The organism is Streptomyces sp. NPDC006372, from assembly GCF_040612515.1.
GTDB lineage: Bacteria > Actinomycetota > Actinomycetes > Streptomycetales > Streptomycetaceae > Streptomyces.
Window position 1 is genome coordinate 1 of sequence record NZ_JBEXQJ010000049.1, and the last position, 15,246, is coordinate 15,246.

At 68.5% G+C, this 15,246-nt stretch carries 11 protein-coding genes, 8 pseudogenes and 1 riboswitch; of the genes and pseudogenes, 12 read left to right on the forward strand and 7 right to left on the reverse strand.

The features are described from left to right. A partial coding sequence (locus tag ABZ016_RS39175; protein WP_356921537.1) for an alpha/beta fold hydrolase occupies positions 1-707 on the reverse strand: 707 nt, incomplete at its 3' end. Between the two features lie 104 nt (positions 708-811). Between ABZ016_RS39175 and ABZ016_RS39180 the strand changes: the two genes are divergently transcribed. Both ABZ016_RS39180 and ABZ016_RS39185 read left to right on the forward strand, forming a co-directional pair. Continuing rightward, positions 812-1,291, forward strand: coding sequence for a CGNR zinc finger domain-containing protein (locus ABZ016_RS39180; protein ID WP_356921538.1), 480 nt, complete (start codon positions 812-814; stop codon positions 1,289-1,291). Between the two features lie 154 nt (positions 1,292-1,445). Next, positions 1,446-2,819, forward strand: coding sequence for a site-specific integrase (locus ABZ016_RS39185; protein WP_356921539.1), 1,374 nt, complete (start codon positions 1,446-1,448; stop codon positions 2,817-2,819). Between the two features lie 24 nt (positions 2,820-2,843). On the opposite strand, the pseudogene ABZ016_RS39190 reads toward ABZ016_RS39185, so the two are convergent. Both ABZ016_RS39190 and ABZ016_RS39195 read right to left on the reverse strand, forming a co-directional pair. Then, a pseudogene (locus ABZ016_RS39190) lies at positions 2,844-2,945 on the reverse strand (phosphotyrosine protein phosphatase); the annotation flags it as partial. Between the two features lie 112 nt (positions 2,946-3,057). Continuing rightward, positions 3,058-3,684, reverse strand: coding sequence for a LysE family translocator (locus tag ABZ016_RS39195; protein ID WP_356921540.1), 627 nt, complete (start codon positions 3,682-3,684; stop codon positions 3,058-3,060). A gap of 396 nt (positions 3,685-4,080) precedes the next feature. On the opposite strand from ABZ016_RS39195, the gene ABZ016_RS39200 reads away from it, so the two are divergent. Both ABZ016_RS39200 and add read left to right on the forward strand, forming a co-directional pair. Beyond that, the gene (locus ABZ016_RS39200) at positions 4,081-4,914 is read left to right on the forward strand and encodes an NAD(P)-dependent oxidoreductase (RefSeq protein ID WP_356921541.1); all 834 of its coding nucleotides are present in this window, start codon (positions 4,081-4,083) and stop codon (positions 4,912-4,914) included. A 43-nt stretch (positions 4,915-4,957) separates the two neighbouring features. Continuing rightward, positions 4,958-5,895: pseudogene (gene add / locus ABZ016_RS39205) on the forward strand (adenosine deaminase). Between the two features lie 461 nt (positions 5,896-6,356). Here add and ABZ016_RS39210 read toward each other — a convergent pair. Both ABZ016_RS39210 and ABZ016_RS39215 read right to left on the reverse strand, forming a co-directional pair. Then, positions 6,357-7,195: pseudogene (locus ABZ016_RS39210) on the reverse strand (bifunctional 5,10-methylenetetrahydrofolate dehydrogenase/5,10-methenyltetrahydrofolate cyclohydrolase). 49 nt (positions 7,196-7,244) lie between these two features. Then, a riboswitch (ZMP/ZTP riboswitch) is annotated at positions 7,245-7,330 on the reverse strand. Between the two features lie 210 nt (positions 7,331-7,540). Next, positions 7,541-7,711, reverse strand: a pseudogene (locus ABZ016_RS39215) (transposase); the annotation flags it as partial. A gap of 154 nt (positions 7,712-7,865) precedes the next feature. Between ABZ016_RS39215 and ABZ016_RS39220 the strand changes: the two are divergent. The 3 genes and pseudogenes from ABZ016_RS39220 to ABZ016_RS39230 all read left to right on the forward strand — a co-directional run. Then, positions 7,866-8,043 (forward strand): annotated as a pseudogene (locus ABZ016_RS39220) (glyoxalase/bleomycin resistance/dioxygenase family protein); the annotation flags it as partial. Between the two features lie 3 nt (positions 8,044-8,046). Then, positions 8,047-8,310, forward strand: coding sequence for a hypothetical protein (locus ABZ016_RS39225; RefSeq protein WP_356921542.1), 264 nt, complete (start codon positions 8,047-8,049; stop codon positions 8,308-8,310). A 368-nt stretch (positions 8,311-8,678) separates the two neighbouring features. Further along, positions 8,679-8,870, forward strand: a pseudogene (locus tag ABZ016_RS39230) (transposase); the annotation flags it as partial. 28 nt (positions 8,871-8,898) lie between these two features. Here the strand turns inward: ABZ016_RS39230 and ABZ016_RS39235 are convergent. Further along, positions 8,899-9,366, reverse strand: a pseudogene (locus ABZ016_RS39235) (DUF6233 domain-containing protein); the annotation flags it as partial. 378 nt (positions 9,367-9,744) lie between these two features. On the opposite strand from ABZ016_RS39235, the gene ABZ016_RS39240 reads away from it, so the two are divergent. Further along, on the forward strand, positions 9,745-10,725 hold the full coding sequence (locus ABZ016_RS39240; protein ID WP_356921579.1) for a zinc-binding dehydrogenase: 981 nt from the start codon (positions 9,745-9,747) through the stop codon (positions 10,723-10,725). Between the two features lie 68 nt (positions 10,726-10,793). After that, positions 10,794-11,225, forward strand: a complete 432-nt coding sequence (locus tag ABZ016_RS39245) for a nuclear transport factor 2 family protein (protein ID WP_356921543.1) — start codon at positions 10,794-10,796, stop codon at positions 11,223-11,225. Between the two features lie 125 nt (positions 11,226-11,350). Here ABZ016_RS39245 and ABZ016_RS39250 read toward each other — a convergent pair whose 3' ends face one another. Next, positions 11,351-12,181 (reverse strand): AraC family transcriptional regulator, encoded by an 831-nt coding sequence (locus tag ABZ016_RS39250; RefSeq protein ID WP_356921544.1) that lies wholly within the window; start codon positions 12,179-12,181, stop codon positions 11,351-11,353. 229 nt (positions 12,182-12,410) lie between these two features. On the opposite strand from ABZ016_RS39250, the gene ABZ016_RS39255 reads away from it, so the two are divergent. From ABZ016_RS39255 to ABZ016_RS39265, 3 genes and pseudogenes are all read left to right on the forward strand, one after another. After that, on the forward strand, positions 12,411-12,818 hold the full coding sequence (locus ABZ016_RS39255; protein ID WP_356921545.1) for an MmcQ/YjbR family DNA-binding protein: 408 nt from the start codon (positions 12,411-12,413) through the stop codon (positions 12,816-12,818). Positions 12,819-12,900: 82 nt separating this feature from the next. Then, positions 12,901-12,945: pseudogene (locus tag ABZ016_RS39260) on the forward strand (hypothetical protein); the annotation flags it as partial. Between the two features lie 1,425 nt (positions 12,946-14,370). Continuing rightward, a protein-coding gene (locus tag ABZ016_RS39265) for an IS5 family transposase (RefSeq protein ID WP_356921580.1) occupies positions 14,371-15,170 on the forward strand; the annotation gives its coding sequence in 2 pieces (ribosomal slippage) (positions 14,371-14,706 and positions 14,709-15,170; 798 coding nt in all). Positions 15,171-15,246 lie beyond the last annotated feature (76 nt).

A 15,246-nucleotide genomic window follows, 5' to 3' on the forward strand; every position in this document is an offset into this window, starting at 1 on the left:
CGGCCCCACACGGCGAGCACCGGGACCTCGCTGGTGCGCAGGAACTCGTGCAGCAGCGGGTAGAGCGGGCGGTTGTTCTGGTAGTCGCGGAACAGTGCGAGCTGGACATCGTCGTTGCCCTCGCGGGAGACGAGGGCGAAGTCGTGCTCCCAGGTGTCCGGGCTGACCAGGCTCGGGTCGGGCACGCCGTGCACGTACTGCCAGCGGATGGCGTCCATGCTCAGGGCGGCGCGGACGGCGGGTTCGGTGTCGGGGCCGGGATTCGCCCCGTAGGCCCAGACGTCGGTCCAGAACGACTCGACGAAACCGTCCTCGTAGCCGTTGCCGTTCTGAGTGACCAGGGCGGAGATCCGCTCGGGGTGCTTGAGCGCGAGGCGCCATCCGATGGGGGCGCCGTAGTCCTGGACGTAGAGGGCGTAGCGGTCCAGGCCCAGTTGGTCGAGCAGTGAGGAGGTGAGTTCGGCGAGGGCGTCGAAGGTGTAGGTGAACTCCCCCACCAGAGGGGCGCCGGAGTGGCCGAAGCCGAGGTGGTCCGGCGCGATGACGTGGTACTTGTCGGCCAGTAGCGGGATGAGTTCGCGGAACATGAACGAGCTGGTCGGGTAGCCGTGCAGCAGGACGATCGCGGGGGCGTCGGCGTGGCCGGCTTCGCGGTAGAAGATCTCATGGCCGTCGACGGTGGCGGTCCGGTGGTGCACCGAGGTCATATCTAACCCCTTCAAATCTTTGATCCGGTTAGGTTCCCGTCATGCAAGCACGGGATGAGCTAACCTGTCAAATGGCTCAATCGGGTTAGAGAGGGTGATGTCCGATGGACACGCTGCTGGACCTGCTCAACAGCAGGCCACTGGTCAACGGCGAGGAACAGGACGCGCTCGGCGACCCGGTCGGGGGTAAGCGCTGGGCACGGGAGCACGGCGGCGAAGGCAGCCTCGCGGAACTGGCGCTGCTGCGCGAGGCACGGGACGCCCTACAGAACGTAGTGCGCGGAGAAAGCCCGCCCGCTGCGCTGAGCTCGCTGCTCGAAGGAGTCCACCAGATCCCGGAGTTCACTTCCGACGGTCTTCAGTGGACAGTCAAGACGCCCCCGCACGCCCGGCTGGCTGTCGAGGTGGTCCTCGCCTGGGCCGCCACCGAGAAGCAACTGCCCGGCCGGCTACGGCCCTGCGCCAACGACAAGTGCCAACTGTTCCTGCTCGACCGCAGCCGCGCCAACCGCGCCCGCTGGTGCTCCATGGCTGTCTGCGGCAACCGCGAAAAAGCACGCCGCCACTACGAACGCACCCGCTGACGCCCTCCCCCAGCTGTGCTGCAAAGCCGAAGTGAGACGGTTCTCCAGACACTTAAATGTGTCTCACCTAAGGCTGCCGTAGCTTCGTGAGCAGTGGCCCCGTTAGAGGCGATGTCGGGTTCTTCGGAGCCGTGTTGCGACCTTCGGAGCTGCGGTGGAGTTGTTCTTCACGGACAAGCGCAAGGTCTGGAAAGTCGGCGAGGTAGCTGGCCTTGGGCGTGCCGAACTGTCTGATCTGTTCGAGCGGCGTCGGGTTCCTGCGGGTACACCGATCCTGCTGGATGAGGCGATGCGGCCGGTGGAGCCGGTGTCCTCGTGGTTCCGATCGCTGGCCCTTGATCGCAAGGACCCCAAGACAATGCGGTCGTATGCCAACTCGGTGCTGATGCTGATCAACTTTCTGCTGGCACGTGGGGCTGACCTGCGATCCGCCACAGAGGCGGACATCAAGGAGTTCCGCCTGTGGCGTCAGGAGGAGGCGAAGGAGACGGTTCAGGGGGTGTCCTGGGACCGGGACGCCGCCGCCATCGGCAGTCTCTACTCCTTCCTCAAGGGCATCGGCTTCGTGGACGCCCGGCCCTGGCGGTCGACCGGTCGAGGCCTGTCGCTGAGGAACGGGACACGCCGTGACCTGCAGGTCCGGCACATGGAGCTGGACCAGTACCTCTACTGCCGGGACGTGGGCTTCGGCGGTCTCGCCCCGGACGCGAGCCTGGATGAGAAGTTCCGCGGCTGGCTGCCACACCGCAATCGGGCGGCTTGCGAACTTGCCCTGATGACCGGTATGCGGATTCAGGAGTGGTCCACACTGCTGCTGCCCGAGCTCGGTCTGCTGGCCGGCCGACGTCCACCGACCACGAACGTCGACCTCGCCGAGTGCGCGAAATACAGCAGCCCGCGTTCTGTCTATGTCCCGGCGGACGCGATGGAACTGCTGGACCCCTACCTGCTGATCGAACGGCCGGAGATCGTGGCGACGGCACAGCGCACGCTACGGAGACGGGCCCGCGACCTGTTCGTCGTCCAGCGAATCGAAGCGGACGGGAGGCGGGCCCGCGGAGTGCTCGATGGGCAGACGATCACTCGGGTGATCAAGGGCATGCCTCCCGGGCTGCGGCGCCTGGCGGTGCTGGAGACCGGTGACGGGCTGGAGCCCCTGGCCCTGTTCGTCGGCCCGGGCGGGTTGATGCTCACCCCCTCCGGCTGGGATCGCGTCCGCTGGCGGGCCTGGGACCGGATGAAGACCTGCGCCGACCCCGCGGCGGCCCCGATGCTGCCTTCTCGCTGCTGGGTCTATCAGCAGAGCCCAGCGAGTCAGCGCGATCAGCAGCAGACTGAGGAGATCGCTCTTCTTCGCCGCCGGCTGAAGAAGAACTGTCACGAGCGACAGCGGCTTCAGGATCAGGTTGACGCCGCGGCCACCGTCATCGTGGCCTTGCTCGCCGAGAACAGCGCTCTTCGTGAGCAGGCCACCAACCGATCGGCCGTCGTGGTCCCGCTTACCCGGCCCCCTGTCACCGAGGAGTGAGCCGGGTCGGAAGGTCTCCTGCGGTCAGGCTTTGCTGGGCAGGAGCTCGGTCAGCAGGCCCCGGATCCTGTGCTCGATGTCGTCCCGGATCGGTCGGACGGCGTTGACGCCTTGTCCGGCCGGGTCTTGATCACTTACGGACCAGCGTCCAGGGCGGCTCCGACGTCGTGATCACACCAGCCGCGCCGAGATCATGTCATCGTGACCGACAGCTACAGGGCAGACAAGATGAGCCGGCTCAGCTTGCCGTCGCTGTTCGAACCCCCAAGGCGACCAGCACGGCTCCTGCAAGGCGACTCATCCCACGCCGGAATCGTGGTGTGTCGATTGCCGTGCGCGCGGCAGCGATCACGGATGTCCAGAACAGCAGCCATACCAGCACGACGGCTATATGCGCGATCGCGAGTGTGGCGATCTGTGGCGCGACGGGGCGGCTGGAGGTCAGGAACTGCGGCACCAGGGTGAGATAGACCGACGCAGCCTTCGGGTTGAGGACGTTGGACCAGAGCCCCTGACCGAAACCCCCGAGTCGAGCCCACGGCAGACGCCATCGCCTGCGTGTCGTTGGTTCTACGCCTCGACGTGCTGAACGCCACGTGGTGACGCCCAGCCAGATGAGATAGATGCCACCCAAGAGCTGCACCGTCGTCAGCGCCCGGGCAGACGACATGACAAGGGCAGACAGGCCAACCGCGGCAAACGTCGCGTGGACCAAGAGCCCGCACGCCGAGCCGAGTGCGGCGCGCACACCATCGAACCGCGAACCGGCGATCACCTGCTGCGTGACCAGCGTGAAGCTCGTACCGGGAATCAATGTCAGGGGTGTGATCGCAGCCACGAAGCCGAGTACCAGATGCCACTGCACGTAACGAGCCTACGCAACGGGCATGCGCCAAACCCCCGGTTTCCCCACCCAGTTCGAGGCGAGCCAGATCGGGGGACCAACCATGCGCCGCATCAACAAGGAGATCATTTGCAGGACGCCCCTTAGGCAGGACTGGTGAGTGCCTCGGGGATTTTGGCGAAGGTCTCCTCGGCAAGGCTCACCAGACCGCCCTGGCCGCCCCGGCCGCCCTGTGACGTCCAGTGCCGGGATGCCGTGTGCCAGACGGCCACGAAGATCTCGACGCGGTAGCTTGCTCCGTCACATGCGGTGGTGTTCCGTAGGGGCTACGCGAAGCGGACTTTTGGGCCCGCGTGGGGAGGGGATCGGTACGTGCGCACGGAGGGATGGCGACAAAACCCCGCCGGGGTGGTTGTGGTGACGGGGAGTTCGGGCCGGGTCGGCTCAGCCTTGGCCGCGGCACTCGGCGCGGCCGGCTGGACGGTTTGTGGTGTGGACCGGGTGCCCGGGCGTTGGACGAGTGTCATCGGAGATCTGCGGGAGCGGTCCGTGCGGCTGGCCGCGGTACCGTCGGCCGATGTTCTGGTCCATGCCGCCGCGCTGCACGCCCCGCACGTCGGACGCCTGGCGGATGAAGAGTTCCGCTCGGTGAACGTCGACGCGACCGCGGACCTGCTCGACGACGCTGTCCGCCTCGGCGTTCAGCGGGTCCTCTACATCAGCAGTACGAGTGTCTACGGGCACGCGCTGGTGCCCACCGACGGTGCGGTCTGGGTGGACGAGCGGCTCACACCGCGTCCCCGGGACATCTACGACGAGACCAAACTGGCCGCCGAGGGCCTGGTCGCCGCCTGCGCCGCATCCTCGGTCACGCTACGCATAGCGCGATGCTTTCCGGAGCCGCTGCCGGTGCTGGCCCGCCACCTGCTGCACCGGGCGGTCGACGTGGCCGACGTGGCGGCGGCGGGGCTCCTGGCCGTCTCGCAGCCCACCGTGACCGGTACGTTCAACATCTCCGGGCCGCACCCGTTCCACCGGGACGACTGCTTTGCCCTGCACAGTGCTGCGAGTGCGGTGCTCGCCGACCGGGCACCCGACGTCGTCGCGGCATTTCGAGACCGGGGGTGGCCGGTACCCGATCGCCTGGATCGGGTGTACGACTCGACTGCCGCGGCGAACGCTTTCGGATACCGCCCTGTCCACGGAGTCCGGCAACTCCTGCGCGAAAGCGAGGGCCAAGCGCATGAGTGAGCCGACGGCCGCCCCGCCGGGCGCGCGGCCCGTGACGCCGAAAATGGAACTCCACGTGCACCTGGAGGGCACGGTCGAACCGGCGACGCTGCTCGCCCTGGCACGGCGCAATGGCCTGCGGCTCCCGGCCGAGACGGTCGCGGACCTCCGCAAGATGTACCGTTTCACGACTCTCGACGCGTTCATCAACACCTGGATTCTGACGACGAACTGCCTGCGTACGGCCGAGGACTTCCGGCAGATCACCGTCGAGTACATCGGCCGGGTCGCGGCGCTCGGGGCTGCCTATGTCGAGGCCGTCTTCTCGCCCGCGGAGCGGGCTCAAAGGGGAGTGGACTGGCATGAGCTGTTCGCCGGGTACTGCGAGGGGCGGCGGAGGCCGAGGACCGCTTCGGCGTGACGGTGCGGCTCACCCCCGACCTGTACCGGGGTGTCGAGGTGACGCTGGCCGAGGAATGCGCACGGATCGCGGTTCGGTACGCACAGCGCGGCGTTGTGGGCTTGGGCATCGGCGGGAAGCCGTCGGCGATGCCGCTGGCCGCGTACGACCGGGCGTTGCGAATCGCTGCGGATGGGGGACTTGCGTTCTTGCCGCATGCCGGCGAGAAGGACGACGCGGAGTCGGTGCGCGAGGTCATGCCGTACGGGCCCCGGCACGGGATCGGCGCCTGGCGCGAACCTGACCTGCTGGCCGAGATCATCGAGCGGGACATCGTGCTCGACGTGTGCCCGACATCGAACCTGCGCACCGGTGCCGTGCCGACGCTCGCGTCCCATCCGCTGGCACGCCTGGTGGCCGCCGGCGTGCGGTGCACCATCGGTACCGACGACCCGGCCGTGTTCGGCACCGACCTGCGGCGCGAATACGACGCGGCTGCCGCACTCGGGCTGCAGGCCGCCGACGCCTGGCAATCCGGACTGATCGGTGCCGCGTGCGCGGAGCCGGTACGTGACCGGCTGGCCGGCCTGATGAGGGGGTGAGCAGCGCCGGGCAACCGCTGCTTGGTACGCCAGCGGGGCGCGGGGCCGGCCCGGTCGGCCTGCGCGGGCATTTTTCCGATGCCGCACTGCTGTCCCCCCCCCAGAGCGCAGCGGTCGGCACGCCGAGAGTTTCCCACTCATGACCGGCCACTTCACAACGATGCCAAGGTGCCGGAACCGCGGCGTGTCGATCGCGGAGCACGCGGCGGCGACCACAACGGAACTGCGCTCCGAGGGTGAGACAGAGGGGCGCCGCCTTCTGGTGCGAGGACGTGGGACCACAGCCCTGGCCAAAGCCCCAGAGCCGGCCTGCGGCGAACGCCACCGCCCCCGCCGTGGCTCGCGACTCTCACCGGCGGCGAGCCGTCACCGCAACAACGGCCGCCCCCTCGGCAGGCGGTCGGCCACCGTGAGCGAGAACCTGCCTGCCACGGCATCACGGGGTCGCTCTGGTGGGGAGGTCAGTGGTGCCGAAACCCCAGCTGGGCGGCGGCTGCGTCCACGGTCTGCGCGAGCAGGACGGCGATGGTCATCGGCCCAACGCCCCCGGGCACGGGAGTGATCAACCGGGCACGGGCGACAGCGGTGTCGAAGTCCACGTCACCGACGTTGCCGGGGTTGTAGCCGGCGTCGATCACCACGGCACCGGGCTTGATGTGCTCGCCCCGGATCATCCGGGGCCGCCCGACAGCCGCCACCACCACGTCCGCTTCCCGCACCATCGCCGGCAGGTCCGCCGTACGGGAGTGGCAGTACGTCACCGTCGCGTCCTTGGCGAGCAGCAGCATCCCCACCGGTTTGCCGAGGATCGGGCTGCGTCCCACCACGACGGCGTGCTTGCCGGCCAGGTCGACGTCGTAGGCCTCCAGCAGCCGTATGATCCCGCCCGGTGTGCAGGACACGAAGCCCGGCAGTCCGAAGCTCATCGCGGCGAAAGAACGCATCGTGACCCCGTCGACGTCCTTCTCCGGGGCGATGGCCTCGAATGCCGCTCGCTCGTCGATGTGCGGGCGCAGGGATGCTGGAGCAGGATGCCGTGCACGTCCGGATCGCCGGACAGGTCGGCGAGGGTGGCGATCAATTCGGCGGTCGTGGTGGTGGCGGGCAGACCGATGTGCCGGGAGCGGATGCCCGCCTTCGCGCACCGCGACCGCTTCATGCGGACATACGTGACCGACGCGGGGTCTTCGCCCACCAGTACCGTCGCCAGACAGGGACTGGTCCCCGTGCGCCCTGAAATCTCCGACGCCTTGGCAGCGGCCTCCTCGACCAAGCGTTTGGCGAGGCCACTGCCGTCCATGAGCTGAGCCGTTTGAGTCGGCGACACGCTTGCCCTCCAGGCGTGGTTGACCACTCGCCCAGGCGCACGGCATCGACGTCTCGTCAGACCGCTCCCCGGTGGTGCTCCACCTAAGCGCCAGTCACGGCCCACGCTGCACTGTAATGGAATCAGCGTGTTCGATGGGGAGCAATGGCGCGAAGGGCTTCGTCCGGTCTTGGATCCCCTTAGCTACGCCCGGATACGGGAGCGGTCGTCCATCGCTCGGCCGAAAGCCAGGGCGTTCGCGACCGACGCGCAGCTTCGCCGGGAGCACCTCGCGCAGCCAAGGCCAACCCCGGCTTCGGGCCACTCGGCCAGACGTCACCAGCACGTCATACCCGCGCCGAAGCTGAGCTCCTGCGGCAGATGCTCTCAGGGAACCCCGGTGTGCAGCACGAACAGGATGCCCTGGAACACCAGCCAACCTGGTTGCCGCTTGCGACCAGGGTGCTGCCTGCGCCGCTCCACCTTCGGCAACAGTGGCTCGACCACCATCCATAGCTCGTCATTGGCTTCCACGGCCCCGAACGAGTCACTTCGCACTGCCAAAGCACCGGTCCGGAGTGGTCCAACCACCTCAGAGACCTGCCGTTGAAGTAACCGTTGGTGAGGCGGAGCGGCCCAAAGCATCCGCCAAACCCACGGTTACCGGGTGTGGGTCCACGGCCCCGGCGAGGAGCCCTGGGAGGTCTACGACGTCAAGGCTGACGCCGCAGATGGGCAACAGTCCCGCTCAGGAAGGCGACGCCTGCTGCAGCAGCGAAGTGGCCGCGGCTAGGGCTTCAGAGACCGTCCAGTCTTCGGAGGGTTGCGCCTGCGACAGCTGATCTGTGTCTCATGAGACATACCGGAGTCTGGAGAACGACGGGTTCCGGGCTCTGGTGTCCGCCGACGCCGGGCAGGCTCCCCTGCGCCCCAGGCACGGCTCCGAGATGGCCCCGGGCTTCCCAGAGCTCGTGACTGCCGCCGGACAGTTGCCGGACGCGACCGCGCTGGACGGCGTGCTGGTGGTGTGGGAGCACGATCGGCTCGCCTGCGAGCGACTGCAGAACCGACTGCAGCAGCCGCTGCACCGGCGCGGCCCGGGTCGCTGACGAGGCACCGGCCCACTTCGTCGCCTTCCATCTCCCCAGGCCTTCCGGCACGGACACGACGAACTGGGCCCTGTTCCCCCCGAAGCTGCCGCGAAGTGACGAGTAACTCAGCGTGTTGTCAGGGCCTCGGTCTCTGTGCGGGGTTCGGGTCCTTCGCCACCAGCGAGGGCGGCGAAGTCGGCGTGCGCCTGCCCGACGGCTTCGGGGTACGCTCACCCTTCGCCGGAGCACGATGCCAAGCATGTCGTCGGTGATGACCGGCGGCCGGGTACCGTACTTGCCCTTGCAGGCCGCGGTGTCGAGCCCCTCCAGCGTCGACTCGCGGATGTTCTCCCTCCTGGTCTCCGCCATCGCCGCGACTCTCTTTGATCTGGGCCGACGGCGGTTACCGCGGCCATCTCCAGGACTGGGCTGCCCAGCACCTCGGACTCGTTGTTGACGTCGTCCGCCGCAGCGACGACGTCAGCGGTTTTGAGGTCTTGCCCCGCCGTTGGGTCGTGGAAAGATCCTTTGCCTGGTTCCTGCGCAGCCGGCGCCTGGTCCGGGACTACGAACGGCGCACCCCTTGAGTACGGGGTCCAGTTCGGTCGCCGCGCTGCACAGAGAACACAGCCGGGTACCGGGGTGCTCCGCCGCGTCCAGCGTCTTGTCCAGGGCCAGCACCGGCGCCCCGGCGGGTGCTTCCTCGCAGTCGACGGCATGGATGACGCCCCGGCCGGGACTGCGGCCGCCGTCCAACTTCTGCAGGACCCATCCCGACGGCCGACGCTCTCCGAGGATCTGCTGCGCCGTCGACGGCGGCGGCAGCCGGGTCGTGGGGACGTCGTCGTACGAGACGCCGAGCACCGGCTTCACGTGGTCGGGGGCTTGCACCCACACCGCGTACCAGGCGGGCTCCACACGCCCGGAAGACGTGTTCTGCCAGGCAGGGACGGCCACCTTGTACAGCCAGGAGCCTGGGACCTGCTGGCGCTCCTGGAAACGGCCAGTGACCTCCTGTTTTCTAGGGCGGGTGAGGCTGTGGTGTGACGTGGCACGCACCGCACCGCACAGCACAGGTGACAGGCCCGCGTCCCCTCCCTCGCCGTCCGACGGCCCGACCAGGACGCCTCGGGCCCATCCCTCCTGGTCGTACCACTCCAAGCCACCGCTTCCGTCCTAGTAGAAGGGGAGCGGGGCGGGCTCAAGGCTTCCCCCGCCGGGATGAGGCCCGGTGAAGCCCGCGATCGCCGAGCTCCACCGAGTGTCCCCCGCTGACCATCAGATGTCCGCAACCGACTGAGCGATTCGCCGGATGTCGGCAGAGGATCGAGAGGTGCCGCGGCGACCGCCGCGCCGCCGGCCCCAGCGTGGCGGCCCTGCGGGGTCGTACCTGATAAGCGAGGAACTGGCATGGACAAGCGTGCAGCGTCCGCAGGCGCCGCCTCTGCGACGATGCGAGCGGTCGTCGTCACTGAGCCCGGCGGCCTGGATGCCTTGCGGGTCATCACGGTGCCGATGCCCGAGCGGCAGCCCGGATGGGTGCGCATCAAGGTGAAGGCGTTCGGCGTCAACGAGTCCGAGGTCACCACCCGCAAGGGCGAGTCGGACCCGGAGGTCACCTACCCGCGGATTCCCGGCATCGAGGGCGTCGGTGTGGTCGACCGGGCCGACGAGGACAGCGGGCTGCGCCCGGGGCAGCAAGTGGCGACCATGATGGGCGGCATGGGCCGGTCCTTCGACGGCTCGTACGCGCAGTACGTGACCGTCCCCGCGGGACAGGTCATCCCGTTCGAGACCGGCCTCCCGTGGGAAGTGGCCGGCGCGCTGCCGGAGATGTTCCAGACCGCCTACGGCTCCCTCGCCGCGGGCCTGGGTCTGCGGGCGGGGCAGACGCTGCTGATCCGCGGCGGCACCTCCACGGTCGGGCTGAGCGCGGCCACGATCGCGAAGGACCTCGGAGCCACCGTGCTGTCCACCACCCGCAGTTCGGACCGGGCGGGGGAACTGCGGGCTGTGGGGGTCGACCATCCTCTGGTCGACAACGGCACCATCGCCGACCAGGTGCGCGAGCTGATGCCGGACGGCGTCGACGCCGTACTGGAACTGGTGGGCTGCTCGGTCCTCGCCGACACCTTCCGCACCGTCCGCCGCCACGGCACCGTCTGCTTCACCGGAGCCCTGGCGGGCCAGTGGACGATCCCCGACTTCACCCCGTTCATGATCCCGGGCGGGGTGCGGCTGACCAGCTACGCGGGCGAGGCCACCGACCTGCCCGAGCAGGTGTTCCAGCAGCAGCTGCAGGCCATCGCTGACGGGCGGCTCAAGGCCCCGATCGCGAAGGTCCACCACGGCCTGGAGCAGGTGCGCGATGCCCAGGCCGACGTCGAGGCCGGCACGACGCCGGGCAAGCACGTCGTGCTGCTCGACGACTGAGAAACCACATCATTCCGCGCCGGTCAGCTCAGAGCCGGCCCGCCGCGGCATGCACGAAAGGAAGCGCCATGGGCGTCAACAAGGAAGAAATCAGCACGACCATCATCGAGCTGGAGAAGTCGTTCAACGAGCGGTGGAGCGTCGGCGACAACCGCGGCTACCTCGACGCGTTCGCCGAGGAGCTCAGCTATTTCGACCCGATCCTCGAGAACATCCTGGTCGGCCGGGACAAGGTCATCGCATGGATCGACTCCATCTACTCCAACCCGCACATCGTCCGCAACGAGTACCTCAACCCGCAGGTTCACGTCAGCGACAGCGGTGACCTCGCCGTCCTGGGGTACAACCTGAACACCTTCGTTCTCGACGAGAACGGCGAGGAGAAGCAGCTGCGCGCCTGGAACGCCTCCCACGGCTACAAGCTCATCGACGGCCAGTGGCGGATCGTGCACTCCAACTGGGCGTTCTCCGAGACCGTGACGGAGAAGATCGCTTCCTGACCGGGAGGCTCCGAAGCAAACACCCTCATCGGAGGCGACCGATGAGTGAGGGTGTCACTGAGACGGCCTGCTGTGGCCCGAGGGCCGTGGCTGCCGCGGAGATGGGGGCTTGTGCCGCCCACGCCTCATATCCCGGTCCTGGCTTCGCGGGCCGTGAAGGCGGCCGGGGTGAGACCGGTGTGGTGACGGAAGAAGCGGCCGAAGTTCGCGGGATCGGTGAAGCCGAGATGGACGGCCACAGCCCGGGCGTCCCACCCGGCGCCTGTCAGCAGGCGCCGGGCTTCGAGCAGGCGCCGCTCGTCGATGACCTCACGCACCCCTTTGCCGGTGGCGTCCCGGGCCGCGCGGCTGAGAGTGCGGACCGAACAGCCGAGCAGTTCGGCATAGTCCGCGGCCCGGTGCAGTTCCCGGAAGTGCAGCTCCAAGGCGTCGACGAAGCGTGCGTACGTGTCCCTGCGGCCTGTGCCGCCCGCTGGCGCGCCGGTGGAGGTGACATCCGGGGAGTTGGCCAGGCGCAGCAGCAGTGATTCGAGCAGGCTGCGCCGCAGGGCGTGGTGGACGTCGAGCCGGCGGCGGCCCAGTGCACGGTGCTCGTCCAGGAGCTGGAGCGCTGTCTGCCGCAGCCAGGCCGCGTCGTCGGGGTGCGGGCTGAGCACGGCGGGGGCCTCGTGCGCGGTGAGCGGGGCCAGCAGGCGGGCGGCGTCGGACGTCAGCACGTCCGGCTCGAACAGGATGAACAGGCCGCGGGCGGCACCCGGCGGATGCCAGCACTGTGCGTGCCCGGGACGCACCCACAGCCACTGGCCGCAGGCAACGGTCCGCGTGACGTGGTCGACATCGTGGAGCAGCTCCCCCTCGGTCACCAGGATCAGGTAGTGGAAAGTGGCACGGCCCGGACGGGGCGGATTCCACGGCCAGTCGTCGTGCTGGGCGAAGAAGTCCTCGACGGTATTCACCTCAAGGCCGTACGGAGTACCGACCGGGGGCTGGAAACCGTACAGGGGAACCGCGGCCTGTCCGCTGCGTCCGGCATGTGAAGAACGCCTGGGGTGTCGCTTGCCGACCATCACGTGTCCGCAGCTTACGCCCGTTTCGCCCGCGTCAGGGAAAAGGATGGGGCGTGCTGTCAGCGTCCCCTTGGTCGACGCCTCCGCCCGCCACCACCGCCCGAGAAGGGAAACACTCATGAATGGATCGACCCTGCAGTCGTTCGCCGCCGAGTGCGCGGAGGAACTTCCCGGAGCGCAGTTGGAGCATCCCTTCGGCCCGGACTGGGAGGTCTTCAAGGTACGAGGCAAGGTGTTCATGCTGATGACCGAGGTCCCCGGGCGCCGCGTCGTGATCCTCAAGGCGGATCCTGACGAGGCCCACGCTCTCCGGGAAAGCAACAGCCATATCACCCCCGGCTACCACATGAACAAGAAGCACTGGATCACGCTGGAGGGCGGGGCAGGCGTCGACAAGGAGCTCGTCAGGGAACTCGTCACCGACTCCTACCTGCTCGTCGTCGCCCGCCTGCCCAAGGCCGAGCAGCCCGTCGACCCCCGCACCTACGGCACCAGCACGCGGGCGGCCGGTGAGCGCGGCCGGTGACCGCATCCAGGACACCGCACGCGAGGCCGCCCTCGCCCTCCCCGACGTCAGCCACGGCCGCCCCTTCACCCCGGGACTCGACGTGTACAAGGTCGCGGACAAGGTGTTCCTGATCGTCACCGACGACCCGGACGAACAGATCATCACGGTCAAGTGCGAGCCCGAGCACGCGCGGGCGCTGGAGCGCGGAACCGTTACCAGGGCGCAAGCCCGGCTGCCAAAGCGCTGTTGGAAGCGGCGATGGACGTGCGCCGCCTCGGCGTTGGCCTCCATCTCCCGCAGGGCTTCGTTACCGACGCCACCCCCGACTACCTCAGCCAGAACGACTACGACCAGCTCACCCGACAATTGGGCCGAAACAGCATTCGCCCAACTCGCCGAACCGGTCCACGGCAAACAAGCCCCCCTGCGCCGCACCACCCCCGGCCCCCACGACGTCCGCCCACCCCCTACTCAGCTGCGGCCCCGCCCCCCTCTGCCAGCGGGGCCGGTATTCCGGCTCGCCGACTACCTCGAACAGTCCGCCGAGCCCGGCTGGCTCGCCCCTGCCGGGGTCCGCCGGGGGTTCCGGAACCTCAGCCCGCACCTCGCCTGCCCGGCCCGTGCACCCAAACCCTCACGACCGGGGCCCGGATGACCGCCCGGCCTGAATCTCGAGCGACCCGTCTCGGCTGGCGGCCGCTTGGCACGATTGCCAGCCCCGTAGCAGGCCAGCCTCAGACACTTGCAGGCGTCCCGGGCACACTCTGGCCCGGCAGCCACCACGCCCGGCGGCTGCGCGATGTCGTCCACCCACTGGTGCAACGTCAGGTCGTCCTGGTGCTCGTCCGGATGGCCGCGATCGCGTGCAGAACTGGCGCCCCTCGGACGGCACGGCATACATGGACGGGCATCGGTTCTGACCCCAGTAGCGCACGCGCAGCTCGTCGTCGTAGATCGTGCCCGGCTCCACGGTCCGCTCCGCGGCCTCCAGTATGGCGACGAGGTCCGGCACGCTCGTCTTGGTGTGTCTCTGGGCTGCGGTTGATTCCCACGGTCCTGCGCGATGGCTCGCTTGGTTGTCCTGGCTCTGTATTTGCTGGAGTTTCTCGCTCGTGCTGACGGTCGGGATCTCCAAGGTCCTGGGGGAGTACTTCATGGCGGCGCAGGGACGAGCTGCAATAGAAGTGGACAGGATTCTTGCGCGCCATCGCTCGCGTCAGGCGCGGCACTGGCCCCCCTGGCATGGAGCCCCCGGCGAGGAACCACCCTCCCCCGAACCTCCAGGAGGACCCGACGCTGCGCCGCAGTAGCGCCGCCACCGCGATCCGAACCGCCGCGGTGGCCGCCCTCGTCACCCCCCCCCCCCCGGCCGCTCGGTGCCCCAGTCCCCCTGCAGCCGCCCCGCACCGCGTCAGCCAGCACCCGGTCATGCGCGCGGGCCACGTACCCGGGCAGTATCCGCCTCGCAGGAGTGTCCGTGTCGGAGCCTGGTGCGGCCCCGCCGAGCCCGGCGGGATGAACCTTTAGAAGTCATCTCAATTGGCTCGGTAGGCTGTCGGCTGTGGTGGGGATCGTTGAACGGCTGGTGCCGGACGAGTTGTGGGAGCTGTTCCAGAGGGTGGTGCCTGAGGCGCCGACGCGACCTCAAGGTGGCGGGCGACGTCGGCACGGAGACCGCGAGGTTCTGGCCTCGATCGTGTTCGTCGCCACGTCGGGCTGCACGTGGCAGCAGCTGCGCGCAGCATCTTTCGGACCGTCCGGGGCAACGGCTCACCGCCGGTTCACCGAGTGGACAAAGGTACGGGTGTGGGCCAAGCTCCACCGCCTGGTCCTCGACGAACTCGGCTCCCGCAGCGACCTGGACTGGTCTCGTTGCGCGATCGACTCGGTGAACATGCGGGCCCTGAAAAGGGAGAGCTGACAGGTCCGAATCCTGTCGACCGGGGCAAGTACGGCTCAAAGATCCACCTGATCACCGAGCGGACCGGTCTGCCCCTGTCCGTCGGAATCTCAGGCGCAAATCTCCACGACAGCCAGGCCCTGGTCCCGCTCGTGAAAGGCATTCCTCCGGTCCGCTCACGCCGAGGCCCTCGTCGGCGCAAGCCCGTTAAGCTCCACGCCGACAAGGGCTACGACTACGCTCACCTGCGGCGACGGTTATCCAAGCAAGGCATCCGGCACCGCATCGCCCGCAAGGGCGTCGAGACCTCACAGCGGCTCGGACGCCACCGCTGGACCATCGAACGCACCATGGCCTGGCTCACTGGCTGCCGCCGACTCCACCGACGCTACGAACGCAAAGCCGACCACTTCCTGGCCTTCACCAGCATCGCCTGCACCCTGATCTGCTACCGCAGACTCACACATTGAGACGGCCTGTTAAAAGCGCGGTGGGGCAGTTGCGGGCGTGTGCTGCCGATACCTGTCTGCCACGACGACTGCGAGG

What these genes read in the sequence shown, in the direction of transcription:
- ABZ016_RS39180 (WP_356921538.1), top strand. Translation starts at nt 812, where the DNA reads ATGGACACGCTGCTGGACCTGCTCAACAGCAGGCCACTGGTCAACGGC.
- ABZ016_RS39245 (WP_356921543.1), top strand. Translation starts at nt 10,794, where the DNA reads ATGGGCGTCAACAAGGAAGAAATCAGCACGACCATCATCGAGCTGGAG.
- ABZ016_RS39240 (WP_356921579.1), top strand. Translation starts at nt 9,745, where the DNA reads ATGCGAGCGGTCGTCGTCACTGAGCCCGGCGGCCTGGATGCCTTGCGG.
- ABZ016_RS39255 (WP_356921545.1), top strand. Translation starts at nt 12,411, where the DNA reads ATGAATGGATCGACCCTGCAGTCGTTCGCCGCCGAGTGCGCGGAGGAA.